This is a genomic window from Curtobacterium sp. MCBA15_009 (assembly GCF_001864895.1).
Taxonomy (GTDB): domain Bacteria; phylum Actinomycetota; class Actinomycetes; order Actinomycetales; family Microbacteriaceae; genus Curtobacterium.
The window spans coordinates 476,771-489,393 of record NZ_MJGO01000037.1 but is presented as its reverse complement, the minus strand read 5'-3'; the positions used below and the strand labels follow the sequence as shown (position 1 = coordinate 489,393).

Sequence of the window (12,623 nt, the reverse complement as noted above, 5' to 3'; positions counted from 1 at the left end):
GGGGGACACCCGCTGAGTGGCCGGCACGGCGCGGTGGGTACAAGGGAGCCATGACTCGAGTGGCAGTGGTGACCGGTGGATCCGCAGGACTGGGACGGGCGACCGTCCGCGAGCTGGCCGCCCGGGGGTGGGACGTCGCAGTCCTGGCCCGGGGGGAGGACGGCGTCGACGCCGCCGTCGCCGAGGTCGAGGCGGCCGGCCGCCGCGGGCTCGCCCTGGTGGCGGACGTGTCCGACCGGGACGCCGTCGAGGCGGCGGCCGACCGGGTCGAGCAGGAGCTCGGTCCGATCGACCTGTGGGTGAACGGCGTGATGGTCGGGGTCTTCGGCCGGTTCATGGACACGGCGCCGGAGGACTTCGAGCGCGCACTGCACGTCACGTACCTCGGCTTCGTGAACGGCACCAGGGCCGCGCTCTCGCGGATGGTGCCGCGCGACCGCGGTCAGGTCATCCAGGTCGGCTCGGCACTGGGCTTCCGGGGCATCCCCCTGCAGTCGGCCTACTGCGGCGCGAAGCACGCCATCGTCGGGTTCACCGAGTCGGTCGTCTCGGAACTCCTGCAGCAGGGCAGCAAGGTGAAGGTGTCGCGGGTCGACATGCCGGCGCTCAACACCATCCAGTTCAGCTGGGTGAAGTCGAAGCTCCCGCACCACCCGCAGCCGGTCGCGCCGATCTACCAGCCCGAGGTCGGCGCGCGGGCGATCGCCGCCGTCGCGGAGCACCCGCGCCCCCGCACCTGGGTCGGCGAGTCGACGGTGTACACGATCATCGGCAACCGGATCGGCGGCCGCTTCGCCGATTGGTACGCGGCGAAGACCCTGGTGTCCGGGCAGCAGGCCGAGGCGAAGGACGGCGAGGAGATCGGCGTCAACCTGTACGAGCCCGTCCCCGGCGACCACGGTGCGCACGGGGTGTTCGACGAGAGCGCGCACGCCTGGTCGCCGCAGACGTGGTGGATCGAGCACCGCCGGCTCGGCCGGTCGATCGTCGGCACGGTCCTCGGCGCCGCCGGTGCCGTAGCGCTCGTGGCGGGACGACGACGATGACCCGGCGTCGCGGGGACACGACCGCGTCGACGGTCGTCGAGGTCGGTCGCGCGGTGCTCGGGGTCTGGCACCTCGGTCGTGCGCTGCGCGGGCGTGACCAGCGGGTGCTGCACGCGGTGCTCGGCGTGCGGCAGCTCGCGCAGGCCGGCGTCGTCAAGCGCGCCGGCGGGCCGGACGCGCACACCGCCAGTGCCGTCGTCGACGCCCTGCACGGCACGACGATGGTGCCGCTCGCCCTGCTCGACCCCCGCCGCCGCCGGTTCGCCGTCGAGCAGCTGTGGATCGCGGCGGTGCTGACGATCGCCGAGGTCGGGCTCGTCGGGCGCGGACGACACTGAGTCCCGGCCCCCGTCCGCCCGCTGAGGTCGCACTTCCGCCCGTGTCGCCGATGCCGTCGCGGGCCGGAGTGCGATCTCAGCACCGCGCCGCCGCCCGCCCGCTGCCCGCCGGGCGGTGCGCAGCGTCCGCGGCGTAGCTTCCTGGACATGAGCGACAACGAACAGACCGAGCCCGTCATGGACGGCGCCACCGAGGCCACCAACCACGAGAAGCTGCACGGCCTCATCGAGCAGGTCGACAACGACCACCGCGGCGAGGGCGCCGGCGCGATGGCCGACCACCTGCGCGACCGCATGGACGAGACCGGTGTCGAATCCGAGGACGGCGGCGACGTCGAGGACTGAGTCCTCCGGGGGCGGGGCGCTGCGCGCGCGGCCTTCCGACGACGCGCTGCGCTGCGCGCGGCCGATCGTGAGCAGAAGAGGTCGGGTCGCCGTCGGGCACTCGACCCTTTCTGCTCACGAAGTGCGGCCCCGCCGCCCCGCCGGCCCCGCCAGGCCCGGACCCGGCCGGGCGCGCTAGACCCGCAGCTCGGCGAAGTCGCTGTCGAGGTCGCCGAAGCGGTGCGCGGTGATCGTCACCGTCTGCTCCCGCAGGTAGGGGAGCATCTCGATCAGACCGGCCTCGACCACCGGGGCGTCGTGGACGGCGACGTCGATGCTCGCCCCGAGGGCTTCCTCGAGGGCGGACGCGTCGCCGCCGATGAGCCGGATGCGCGCTCCGGGTCCCCCGAACGCCGTCGGCGCCGGACGGTCCTGTCCCTGGGACAGCACGGCCTCGAGCGCGTCGACCGGGGCGTCCTCGCCGTTCGACCAGTCCGGCCGGAACACCGCCCCGGACGACGCCCGGGCGTGGAAGTCCTGGTCGGACTCCACCAGGTGGTCGACGACGTGCAGCGGTGACCGGCTCGACGCGAGCAGCTGCGTCAACGGCCCCGGCAGCGGGCGCGCGGTGCTCAGCAGCACGTGGGCGCGGGCGGCCGTGGCGGCGGCGAGGCTGCGCACGAGGTCGCCCATCGAGGCGTCCTCGGCCTGGCGGACGACGACGGACTGCGGCCGGTAGCGCAGGACGTTCCGCTGCACGACGAGTCCGGACGGGTCGTGCGACCGGCCGTACTGGTCCTCGCGGGCGCGGACGTCGCTCAGGGCGCCGGCGCGCACCTGGTCGAACTCCTCGAACGACAGGCCGCTCCGAGCCGCTTCGATCAGGGCGGTCACGCGCGGCGGCAGCCCGTGCAGCTGGATGCTCTTGTGCACGGTGCGGGGCACCGGCTCCCAGCGGCCGAGCGTCGCGACGTACAGCGGTCCGCCGGCCTTCGTGCCGGTGCCCACCGACGAGCGCTTCCAGCCGCCGAACGGCTGGCGACCGACGACGGCGCCGGTGGTCGCGCTGTTCACGAACAGGTTGCCGGCGCGGACCTGAGCGAGCCAGTCGGCGACCTCGTCGGCGTCGAGCGAGTGGATGCCCGCGGACAGCCCGTGGTCGGTGCCGTCCTGGATCGCGACGGCCTGCTCGAGCGTCTCGGCGCGCATGATCCCGAGCACCGGACCCGGGTACTCGGTCTGGTGGAAGTCGCTGCCGGGCCGGACCCCGTCGCGGATGCCGGGCGACCAGAGCCGACCGGAGTCGTCGAGCGGCGTCGGCTGCACCAGCCAGGACTCCCCCGGGCCGAGCTCCGTCAGGCCCCGGCGAGCCGCCCCCGCGGGTTCCGAGGTGACCGGGCCGACCTGTGCGCTGGGGTCGTCGGGCCACGCGACCCGGAGCGTCCGGGTGGCGTCGACGAGCTGCCGACGGAAGCGCTCGCTCTCGCCGACGGAGCCCACGAGCACCACGAGCGACGCCGTCGAGCACGGCTGCCCGGCCTGCCCGAAGGCGGACCGCACGACATCCTGCACCGCCAGGTCGAGGTCGGCGCTCGGCGTGACGACGATCGCGTTCTTGCCGCCCGTCTCGGCGGTGAGCGGGAGGCCCGCACGCCACCAGCGGAACGAGCGCGCGGTCTCGGCGGAGCCCGTCAGGATGATGCGGTCGACCGCGGGGTGGCCGATGAGGTCGCGGCCGAGTTCGTCCTCGTCGAGGTCGACGAGCTGCAGCAACGAGTGCGGGACGCCCGCGTCCCAGAGGACGTCGGCGAGCAGCGCACCGCTCCGACGTGCCTGCGGAGCGGGCTTCAGCACCACACCGCTGCCTGCGGCGAGCGCCGCCAGGACACCACCCGCGGGCACCGCGACGGGCGAGCTCTGCGGGGGGACGACGACCGTCAGGCGCGGCGGGACGAACCGCGCGCCCTGGACGTCGCCGAGTCGTCGGGCGCTCTCGGCGTACCGGTGCGCGGCGTCGACGGCCGCGGTGACCTCGGCGTCGGCCTCGGCGAAGGTGGCGCCGGTCTCCGAGGCGGTGACCTCGATCAGGTCGGCACGCCGGGTCTCGAGCTCGTGGCCGATGAGGTCGAGCAGCTCGGCCCGGTCGCCCGGGTCCTGCCGACCCCAGTTCACGCCGGCCTGGGCGGTCCGGGCCGTGATGCGTTCGAGCTGCGAGCGGTCGGTGACCCGTGCACCGCGGATGGTCTGCGCGCCGAGTTGCGAACGCGGGACCCGGCGGAGCACGTCGAGGGCCCAGGAGCGGTTCGCGGCCACGGACGGGTCGGTGTCGGGAGCGTTCCGGAAGGCGTCGCGCAGGACGGGCTCGCCGAGGGCGCGGTGGCGGTCCTGGGTTCGGTGCGTCGGCACGACCGGCTCGTCGAGCGCGGCGACGGACGCCAGGTACCGACCGTGCTCGCGGTCGAAGACGCTCGCGTCGCGGTCGATCTCGGACGCGGCGGCGGCGAACCCCTCGGGGTTCGCGCTCTCCTGCAGCCGACGGGCCAGGTACGCGGTCGCGGAGTCGGGGTCGTCGGGGTGCACGACCGGGGTGTACAGCACGACGGAGCCGACGTCGGCGCGGACGGCGTCGACGTGCCCGGCCGCCGTGCCGAGGAGCATCTCGACGTCGACCGCGTCGGTGACACCGCGGCGCTGCGCGAGGGTCCACGCCGTCGCGAGGTCGAACAGGTTCTGACCGGCGACGCCGATCCGGACGGCGTCGGTGCGCTCCGGGGTGAGCGCGGCGTCGAGCAGTCGCAGGTGGGCGGTGTCGGTCTCGCGCTTGCTGCCCCACGTGGCGAGCGGCCACCCGTGCAGGACGGCGTCGACGTGCTCGGTGGCGAGGTACGCGCCCTTGACGAGCCGCACGGTGATCGGTGCTCCACCCGCCGCACGACGCTGCTGCGCCCACCCGGTCAGCGCGTCGAGCGCACCGGCGGTGTCGGGCAGGGCGGTCTGCAGCGTCACGCCCGCCGGCAGCGCGACGAACTCGTCGCGGTCGAGCAGCGCCCGGAACACGGCGAGCGTGCGGTCGAGGTCGCCGGACGCCTCGGCGTCGAGGGTGATCGTCTTCGCCGGACGGCCGGCAGCCGTCGGGGCCGCCGCCAGTCGGTAGAGCGGGAGGAGCCGCTCGACGGCGCGCTCGACCGCCTGGTCGAGACCCCACGGGGACGCCGGCGGGACGACCGAACTGAGCTTGACGGACACGCGCTCGACGTCGTCGCGCGCGAGCAGGTCCGTGATCCGCTGCAGGCGTCGGTCGGCCTCGGCAGTGCCCTGGACGGCTTCGCCCAGCAGGCTGAGGTCGAGCCGCGTTCCCGGGCCGCCGAGCTTGGCGAGCGCCTGACCGGTCTTCGCCGGGGCGGCGTCGACGACCAGGTGCCCGGTCATCCGACGCAGGATCCGGCGCGCGGTGGGGACCACGGCCCACGGGGCCATGGTCGCGAAGCCGCCGCCGAGCGTCACCGCGCCGCGGAGGTACCAGGCGAGGAAGTCGGGGACGTCGCGGCTGGCCCGCTCGAGGTTGCGTGCGGCCACCCGGGGGTCCTCGGGGCGGACGACCTTGTCGACGAAGCCGCGGGCGAAGTCGAGACCGCGCTCGTCGCGCAGGGTCCGGGCGAGACGCGCGGCGCCGGGGTCCGGCTTCACGCCGGCGGACGCCGCCAGCCACCGACGGACCAGCGCAACGGCGTCGTCGGTGCAGTCCTGGAGGCGGGCGCTCGGCATGGTCCGATCGTATGCCGCACCCCCGACGCCACCTCGGAGCGCGCCGAGCGTCAGCCAGGAGTCATCCGGACGGATGAAACCCGTGCACCGACGGCCCCGGAACCCGGCCGGTCGGTACGCTGGGCCGCATGTCGACGCAGGGCAACGACGGCCACGACTGGGCCACGTGGGACGCCTTCCACGACGCCTGGCGCCGGCTCGACCGGGCCCTCGACCGCGCGGTGCAGTCGGGTGCCGGCATCTCCGTCCCGGAGTTCGAGATCCTGATCGGCCTGCACCGCGACCCGGAGCACCGGCTCCGCGTCCGGGACATCGCGAGCGGCATCGGGTGGGAGAAGTCGCGCGTCAGCCACCAGGTCACGCGCATGGTCTCCCGCGGCCTGGTGGAGCGCGCCGACTGCCCGACCGACGGCCGCGGCAGCTGGGTCGTGATGACGACCGACGGTCGCCGCGCGGTGCTCGCCGGCATCCGCGCGCACACGGCGGCACTGGAGGACCTGTTCTGGAGGCCCGTGGGGACCGACGCGGCCACGCTGCGGTCCGTCAGCGGCCGGATGGACGACGCGATCGGCCCGGACGAGCACGAGACGGAGCGCGCCGGAGCATGACGCGACCAGAGCGAGGACAGCGCCGCACACCGGTCTGGCTGTGGGTGCTGTTCGGGGTGGGCATGGCGGTGTTCAGCACCGGCTCGTACATCGGTCGGGTGGAGCACCAGCTCGTCGGCGTGCCGATCCTCGCCGTGGGCCTGGCCATCGTGGTGACCTTCGTCGCGCTGCGCGGTCGGATCACGCGGGACGACCGGAACGGCGACGGTCCGGACGGAGGCAGCTCCCGCTGACGCCTCCGCTCAGGCAGCGAGGTCGGCGAGCACCTGCTCGGCCGTCCGTGGCGCGTGCCCGAGCAGCTCCGTGAGGACCGGGTCGGTGCCCGCGAACCAGCCCTGACCGGCAGCCTGGTACATGCCGAGCAGGAAGCGCACCATCGGTTCCTGCTGCCCGGCGGCGACGGCGCGGTCCACCCACTCGTCCTCGTCGACCACCTCGAGACCGACGGTGGTGCCGGTGATCGCGGACGCCGACCGTGCGAGCTCCGCGAAGGTCGGCGCCTGCTCGGCGGTGATCGTGACGGGACCGTCGATCGGCTCGTCACGCAGCAGGATCGCCGCGGCACCGGCAGCGGCGTCCTCGCGGGCGGTCCACGACACCGGGCCGTCCGCCGGCACGGCGACGACCCCGGTCTGCTGCCACGGTCCCATCAGCCACTGCAGGCTGTGGGCGTAGAAGCCGTTCCGCAGCGAGGTCCAGGGCAGGCCCGACGCCGCGAGCATCGCCTCGGTGGCCGCGTGGTGCTGCGCCGGCACGAAGGGCGACGCTGCTCCGGCACCCTGGTGGCTCGTGTAGAGCACACGCCCCACCCCGACGGCCGCCGCTGCATGCACGGCGTTCCGGTGCTGCGTGACCGTGTCGCCGTGCGGGTCGTTCGAGGACACGAGCAGCAGCTGGTCGGCGCCCTCGAACGCCGCCCGGAGCCCGTCGGGGTCGTCGTAGCTGCCGGTGCGAACGGTGACGCCGCGGTCCGCGAACCGGGACGCCCGCGCCGGGTCGCGAGTGACGACGGTCAGCTCCGAGGCCGGCAGTCGTCGGAGCAGGTGGTCGGCGGTCGCGCCGTTGAGGGCGCCCGTCGCGCCGGTGATCGTGATCATGGGTCTGACCTCTCTGTTATCAGTGGTAACAACTGGACAGTATCACCGGAAAATCGGTGGTAGCAACGGGTTGTTATCGTTGTTCCGTGACCGAACCGATCGCGCCCCTCGCCGCCGACGTCCGCCTCCGCGTGGTGGAGGCCGCCGCCGCCCTGCTGCACGACGACGGCGCGGCCGCGGTGACGACCCGGGCGGTCGCGCAGCGCGCCGGGGTGCAGGCACCCACGATCTACCGGCTCTTCGGGGACAAGGACGGCCTGCTCGACGCCGTCGCCGAGCACACGATGGCCTCGTTCACCGTCACGAAGGCCGCTGCCGTGCAGGCCTCGGCCGACGACGACCCCGTGACCGACCTGCGGAGCGGGTGGGACGCGACGATCGGGTTCGGGCTCGCCAACCCCGACCTCTTCGTCATCATGAGCGACCCCCGACGCGGTCGAGGGTCACCGGCCGTCGCCGTCGGGCTCGAGCTCCTCGCAGCCCGACTCCGCCGCGTCGCGGCTGCCGGCAGGCTCGCGGTCCCCGAGCACGAGGCGATCCGGCTCGTGCACGCCGCCGGCACCGGAGCCGTCCTCGCCCTGCTCGACGAGCCGGAGGACGAACGGGACACGCACCTCGCCGACGTGGTCCTGGAGACCGTGCTCGCCCGCATCCTCACGCCGGGCCCGTCGGACGGCGCCGGGGACGACTCGTCGGCACTGCGAGCCGCGGCGGTGACCCTGGCGGCGGCCGCACCGGACCTCGACGTCCTGTCGCCGGGGGAACGCGCGGTGCTCGGCGAGTGGCTCGGTCGCATCGTCGACCACCCGAGCGGCGCGGCAGCAGGGCGAACGCCGACTCCCTGAACGCCTGCGGGCGCATCCGCGGTGCGTCCCTGCGGACCGGAGGCGACCCGTCGGGGCCGAGCCGGGCCTCCTGTCCGGGGCTGCACCGGGACCGACGCGCGAGACTGGACAGGTCTTGTACATGTATGCTCGCTGCCATGCCCGTCTCATCGAAGCGACGCCTCGTCGCCGACGCCCTGCGCGACGCGATCGCGACCGGGCGGCTGCTGCCCGGGCAGCGCCTGCCCGGTGAGCACGAGCTCGCCGATCGGTTCGCCGTCAGTCGCGGCACCGTCCGCGCCGCACTCGCCGACCTGGCCGACGAGGAGTACATCGCGACGCACGGCGGCGTCGGATCCGTCGTGACCTTCGACGGCGCGGCCCTCGACCCCCGCGGCGGCTGGGCCCGCTCGATCGCCGCCACCGGCGTGCAGGTCGCCACCCGCGTGCTCCGCATCGCCCGCATCGAGGACGTCGACCTCGCCGAGCGCGTCGGCGCCAACTCGGCGGCCTTCATCGCCGTCGACCGGGTCCGCCACGTCGTCGGCGGCACGCCGGTCTCGCTCGAGCGCAGCCGGGTGCCGCGCACCGGCGCGCTCGACCGCGCGGTCGACGACGGTCTCGTCGACGACTCCCTGAGCGCCACCCTGGCGGCGGCCGGTCTCGTGCCGGCGGTCGCCGAGCAGTGGGTCGACGTGACCCCACTCGACGCCGAGGACGCCGCCGTGCTCGGACAGCCGGTCGGTGCCACCTTCCTGCACAGCCGACGGATCTCGCGCACGGTCCACAACGGCTTCGTCGAGCAGGTCGACAGCCTCCTCGCACCGGACCGGTTCCGGCTGCACATGCGATTCGGAACGACGGAGCAGGCACGATGACCACCACCACCATGCACGCACTCGCCGCCCTGCACGGCCTGGCGATCGGCGACGCCCTCGGGATGCCGACCCAGTCGCTGACCCTCGCGCAGATCCGGCAGGACCACGGCGTGATCACCGACTTCGTCGACGCCGGGCCGCACCAACGGATCGCCGCCGGGATGCCCGCCGGCAGCATCACGGACGACACCGAGCAGGCGGTCCTGGTCGGCGAGCTGCTCGTCGAGGGCGGCGGCCGACTCGACCCGGTGCGCTTCGCCGAGGCGATCATCGCCTGGGAGCGCACGATGGAGGCGAAGGGGTCCCTCGACCTGCTCGGACCGAGCACGAAGACCGCCGTCGAGCGGATCCTGGCGGGCGTGCCCGCGGCCGAGGCCGGGTCCACCGGCACGACGAACGGCGCCGCGATGCGGATCGCCCCCGTCGGCATCGCGACCCGAGCGACGGACCTCGACGCCCTCGTCGACGCCGTGCAGGACGCCTGCCGGGTCACCCACGACACCGGGCTCGGCATCGCGGGGGCCAGCGCCGTCGCCGCCGCGGTCAGCGTCGGCCTCGACGGCGCGACCCGCGCAGAGGCCCTGGACGCCGCGGTCGCGGCCGCCGCCATCGGTGCGACCCGCGGCCACTGGGTCGCCGGTGCCGACATCGCCGAGAAGACCCGCTGGGCGCGGGCGTACCTGCCGACGGTGCCGGCCGACGACCGGATCGACGTCGTGGCGCAGGTGATCGGCACCTCGGTCGCCTCGCAGGAGTCCGTCGTCGCCGCCCTGGCACTCGTCTCGCTCGACCTCGACCCGTGGGAGACCGTCGGCATCGCGGCGAGCATCGGCGGCGACACCGACACCATCGCCGCGATGGCCGGGGCCGTCCTCGGCGCCGTGCACGGCCCGGACGCCTGGCCCGACCACGCCGTCCGCACGGTCGTCGAGGTCAACGGGCTCGAGCTGCCGCCGCTCGTGGACGGCCTGCTCGCCATCCGCGCCGGTGCGGACCACTAGTCCGCACCCCACACTCCCCCACCCCACTCCCGCACTCCATCCCACTTCCGAGGACGCAAGAGGACATGAGCACGACACCCGACCCCACCACGCCCGCGTCGAGCGCGACCACCGCGACCACCGCTCGGAGCGAGGGCACGCTGACCACCATCGAGCAACGCGGCATCGAGCCCGTCCCCGCCGAGGAACGCACCGGTCGCCCCGGCGCCCTGTTCTGGGTGTGGTTCGCCGCGAACATCTCGATCCTCGGGCTCCCCCTCGGGGCCACGCTCGTCGCGTTCCAGCGGCTCACCATCTGGCAGGCGCTCCTCGTCGCGGTCATCGGCGCCGCCGGGTCCTTCGCCGTCGTCGGCGTCATCTCGATCGCCGGGCGTCGCGGCGGGGCCCCCGGCCTGACGCTGTCCCGAGCCGTGTTCGGCGTGCGGGGCAACATCGGCCCGACGCTCGTGTCCCTGCTGTCGCGACTCGGCTGGGAGACGGTGAACACCACCACCGCCGCGTTCGTGCTGCTGTCGCTCTTCACGATCGTGTTCGGCACCGACGGCGACGCCAAGCGCATCCCCGTGCTCACCGTCGTCGCGATCCTGGTGTTCGTGCTCTGCACCGTCCTGGTCTCCGGGCTCGGGCACGCCGCCATCGTCGCCATCCAGCGGTGGGCGACGTGGGTGTTCGGCGCCCTCAACGTCTTCGTCGCGGTCTTCCTGGTGATCCGTGTCGACTGGGACACCGTGACGAGCGCCCCGGCGGGACCGATCAGCGCGATGGTGATCGGCATCGGCACCATCGCCGCGGGCACCGGCATCGGCTGGGCGACCGCCGGCGCGGACATCGCCCGCTACAGCAAGGTCTCGGTCCGCGGTAGCCGGCTCGTCCTCGCCAGCGCCGTCGGCGCGGGCACGCCGCTCGTCGTCCTCGTCGGCCTCGGCGCGCTGCTGTCCGCCGGGGACCCCACCCTCGCCGAGGCCGGTGACCCGGTCGCCGCGATCCGCGACCTGCTGCCGAGCTGGATGGCCGTGCCGTACCTCGTCGCCGCGTTCGGCGGCCTGCTGCTGTCGAACCACCTGTCCGTGTACTCCGCCAGTCTGACCACCCTGACCCTCGGCGTGAAGGTGCCCCGGGTGTGGGCGGTCGCGGTCGACGTCGTCATCACGTTCCTCGGCGCCGTCTACTTCATGCTCATCGCGGACGGCTTCTACGCGCCGTTCATCACGTTCATCTCCGTCCTCGCCGTCCCGATCACCGCCTGGCTCGGCGTCTTCATCGCGGACATGCTCCGCCGCCGCTGGTACGACCCGGTGGCGCTGCTCGACCTCCGCCCCGGCTCGGGGTACTGGTACCGCGGCGGCTTCGCCTGGGGCGCGTTCACCGCCTGGGCGGTCGCCATCGTGGTCGGCTTCCTGTTCACCGTCGTGTCGGTCGGCGACGCGGACCCGGTGTTCGTCGGCCCGCTGTCCGGCAGCTGGATCGGCGCGAACGGCCTCGGCTGGGTCGTCACCTTCGTCGTCGCCGCCGGGGCGTACCTGGCGTTCGGCGGTGCGCGCGGCACCCTCGAGGAGCCGACCGTGGTCCGCGACACCGCGTCGGCCCGCTGATGCCGCGGCTCGTCTCCGTCGGCAACGTCATCGTCGACATCGTCATGCGCATCGACGCGATCCCCGAACCCGGCGGCGACACGATCGCCGAGGGGTCCGAGATCACGGCCGGCGGCGGCCTCAACACGATGGTCGCCGCCCGCCGCGACGGCATGGAGGTCGTGTTCGCCGGACAGTACGGCACCGGACCGTTCGCCGACGTCGTGCGCGCGGCCCTCGCCGCCGAGGACATCGACGTCGTCCAGCCCGGGCTGCCCGACGTCGACAGCGGCTACTGCGTCGCCCTGGTCGACGCCACCACGGAACGCACCTTCGTCACGAGCGTCGGCGCCGAGGGCCGCCTGACCGCCGCCGACCTGGACCGCGTCGCGGTCCGCGACGACGACGTCGTCTTCGTCTCCGGGTACGGGCTCGCCCACCCGTCGAACGCGGACGCGATCGTCGCGTGGCTCGGGCGCCTGCCGGAGCCGACGACGGTCGTCCTCGACCCGTCGCCGCTCGTCGACACGCTCCGTCCCGACGTGCTCGCCGCCGTCCTGCGACGCGCGGACGTCGTCAGCACGAACGGCCGGGAGGCACGGCTCATGTCCGCCACGTCGCCCGACCTGGCCGACGCAGCGGTCCGGATCGCGGAGCGTTCCCGCGGGGCGGCCGTGGTTCGCGACGGCGCCGCGGGCTGCTGGGTGGCCGACACCGGACGGCGCACCGAGCTCGTGGAGGGCTTCCGGGTGGCGGCCGTCGACACGAACGGCGCCGGCGACGCCCACGACGGGGTGCTCGCCGCGGCGCTCTCCCGTGGCGACGACCTCGTCACGGCGGCGCGACGGGCGAACGCGGCGGCGGCCATCGCCGTCACCCGACGCGGGCCGGCGACCGCACCGACCGCGGCCGAGATCGAGGCGCTGCTGCAGGGCGCGGGCGGCGCGGTCAGCGGCTGAGCACGGCCGCGAGCTCGGCGACCACCAGGTCCGGGCGGGAGACGAACGGGTGGTGCCCCGTCGCGACGTCCACCGACCGGCTCGCCCGCGCGGCGTGGGCGCGTTGCAGCCCCACCGTGGTGCTCCGGTCCTCGGTGCAGACCCGGTACGTCGAGTCGACGCCCTGCCAGCCCACGGCGGTCGTCCGCGGCGGGTCACGGTGCGCACGACGG

At 74.4% G+C, this 12,623-nt stretch carries 13 protein-coding genes; 10 read left to right on the top strand and 3 right to left on the bottom strand.

Going from position 1 to position 12,623, the window contains the following annotated elements; translation table 11 throughout:
• Positions 1-50 precede the first annotated feature (50 nt).
• The 3 genes from BIU97_RS10725 (at position 51) to BIU97_RS10715 (ending at position 1,729) form a co-directional block, all read left to right on the top strand.
• Positions 51-1,046, top strand: a complete 996-nt coding sequence (locus tag BIU97_RS10725) for an SDR family oxidoreductase (RefSeq protein WP_071258241.1) — start codon at positions 51-53, stop codon at positions 1,044-1,046.
• The gene (locus BIU97_RS10720) at positions 1,043-1,384 is read left to right on the top strand and encodes a hypothetical protein (RefSeq protein ID WP_071258249.1); all 342 of its coding nucleotides are present in this window, start codon (positions 1,043-1,045) and stop codon (positions 1,382-1,384) included. Before BIU97_RS10725 ends, BIU97_RS10720 begins: the two co-directional genes overlap by 4 nt.
• Before the next feature lie 147 nt (positions 1,385-1,531).
• Entirely contained in the window at positions 1,532-1,729 is a 198-nt protein-coding gene (locus BIU97_RS10715; protein ID WP_071258252.1) for a hypothetical protein, read from the top strand.
• 174 nt (positions 1,730-1,903) lie between these two features.
• On the opposite strand, the gene BIU97_RS10710 is transcribed toward BIU97_RS10715, so the two are convergent.
• Entirely contained in the window at positions 1,904-5,473 is a 3,570-nt protein-coding gene (locus BIU97_RS10710) for a proline dehydrogenase family protein (RefSeq protein ID WP_071297621.1), read from the bottom strand.
• Positions 5,474-5,601: 128 nt separating this feature from the next.
• Between BIU97_RS10710 and BIU97_RS10705 the strand changes: the two genes are divergently transcribed.
• Both BIU97_RS10705 and BIU97_RS10700 read left to right on the top strand, forming a co-directional pair.
• A complete protein-coding gene (locus BIU97_RS10705) occupies positions 5,602-6,081 on the top strand; it encodes a MarR family winged helix-turn-helix transcriptional regulator (RefSeq protein WP_071297620.1) in 480 nt (159 codons plus the stop codon).
• Positions 6,078-6,314 carry a hypothetical protein gene (locus tag BIU97_RS10700; protein WP_139195996.1) on the top strand — a complete coding sequence of 79 codons (237 nt, stop codon included), beginning with the start codon at positions 6,078-6,080 and terminating at the stop codon, positions 6,312-6,314. The genes BIU97_RS10705 and BIU97_RS10700 overlap by 4 nt, the downstream gene beginning before the upstream one ends.
• A 9-nt stretch (positions 6,315-6,323) precedes the next feature.
• Here BIU97_RS10700 and BIU97_RS10695 read toward each other — a convergent pair whose 3' ends face one another.
• Positions 6,324-7,178 carry an NAD(P)H-binding protein gene (locus tag BIU97_RS10695; protein ID WP_071297618.1) on the bottom strand — a complete coding sequence of 285 codons (855 nt, stop codon included), beginning with the start codon at positions 7,176-7,178 and terminating at the stop codon, positions 6,324-6,326.
• A gap of 86 nt (positions 7,179-7,264) precedes the next feature.
• Here BIU97_RS10695 and BIU97_RS10690 point away from each other — a divergent pair, with 86 nt between their 5' ends.
• The 5 genes from BIU97_RS10690 (at position 7,265) to BIU97_RS10670 (ending at position 12,411) form a co-directional block, all read left to right on the top strand.
• Positions 7,265-8,023: a TetR/AcrR family transcriptional regulator gene (locus BIU97_RS10690; protein WP_071297617.1), complete on the top strand. Its 759-nt coding sequence runs from the start codon at positions 7,265-7,267 to the stop codon at positions 8,021-8,023.
• Between the two features lie 137 nt (positions 8,024-8,160).
• Positions 8,161-8,880, top strand: a complete 720-nt coding sequence (locus tag BIU97_RS10685; protein ID WP_071297728.1) for a GntR family transcriptional regulator — start codon at positions 8,161-8,163, stop codon at positions 8,878-8,880.
• Complete coding sequence (locus BIU97_RS10680; RefSeq protein WP_071297616.1) at positions 8,877-9,881, top strand: ADP-ribosylglycohydrolase family protein; 1,005 nt, start codon at positions 8,877-8,879, stop codon at positions 9,879-9,881. Before BIU97_RS10685 ends, BIU97_RS10680 begins: the two co-directional genes overlap by 4 nt.
• Positions 9,882-9,946: 65 nt before the next feature.
• Positions 9,947-11,473, top strand: coding sequence for a purine-cytosine permease family protein (locus BIU97_RS10675; protein ID WP_071297615.1), 1,527 nt, complete (start codon positions 9,947-9,949; stop codon positions 11,471-11,473).
• Complete coding sequence (locus BIU97_RS10670; RefSeq protein ID WP_071297614.1) at positions 11,473-12,411, top strand: PfkB family carbohydrate kinase; 939 nt, start codon at positions 11,473-11,475, stop codon at positions 12,409-12,411. Before BIU97_RS10675 ends, BIU97_RS10670 begins: the two co-directional genes overlap by 1 nt.
• Here BIU97_RS10670 and BIU97_RS10665 read toward each other — a convergent pair.
• The gene (locus tag BIU97_RS10665; protein ID WP_175472432.1) at positions 12,401-12,586 is read right to left on the bottom strand and encodes a hypothetical protein; all 186 of its coding nucleotides are present in this window, start codon (positions 12,584-12,586) and stop codon (positions 12,401-12,403) included. The genes BIU97_RS10670 and BIU97_RS10665 overlap by 11 nt on opposite strands.
• Positions 12,587-12,623: the final 37 nt, after the last annotated feature.

Bases quoted from the DNA above. Each gene is read 5' to 3' on its own strand.
- BIU97_RS10725 (WP_071258241.1), top strand. From the start codon at position 51: ATGACTCGAGTGGCAGTGGTGACCGGTGGATCCGCAGGACTGGGACGG.
- BIU97_RS10720 (WP_071258249.1), top strand. From the start codon at position 1,043: ATGACCCGGCGTCGCGGGGACACGACCGCGTCGACGGTCGTCGAGGTC.
- BIU97_RS10715 (WP_071258252.1), top strand. From the start codon at position 1,532: ATGAGCGACAACGAACAGACCGAGCCCGTCATGGACGGCGCCACCGAG.
- BIU97_RS10710 (WP_071297621.1), bottom strand. From the start codon at position 5,473: ATGCCGAGCGCCCGCCTCCAGGACTGCACCGACGACGCCGTTGCGCTG.
- BIU97_RS10705 (WP_071297620.1), top strand. From the start codon at position 5,602: ATGTCGACGCAGGGCAACGACGGCCACGACTGGGCCACGTGGGACGCC.
- BIU97_RS10700 (WP_139195996.1), top strand. From the start codon at position 6,078: ATGACGCGACCAGAGCGAGGACAGCGCCGCACACCGGTCTGGCTGTGG.
- BIU97_RS10695 (WP_071297618.1), bottom strand. From the start codon at position 7,178: ATGATCACGATCACCGGCGCGACGGGCGCCCTCAACGGCGCGACCGCC.
- BIU97_RS10685 (WP_071297728.1), top strand. From the start codon at position 8,161: ATGCCCGTCTCATCGAAGCGACGCCTCGTCGCCGACGCCCTGCGCGAC.
- BIU97_RS10680 (WP_071297616.1), top strand. From the start codon at position 8,877: ATGACCACCACCACCATGCACGCACTCGCCGCCCTGCACGGCCTGGCG.
- BIU97_RS10675 (WP_071297615.1), top strand. From the start codon at position 9,947: ATGAGCACGACACCCGACCCCACCACGCCCGCGTCGAGCGCGACCACC.
- BIU97_RS10670 (WP_071297614.1), top strand. From the start codon at position 11,473: ATGCCGCGGCTCGTCTCCGTCGGCAACGTCATCGTCGACATCGTCATG.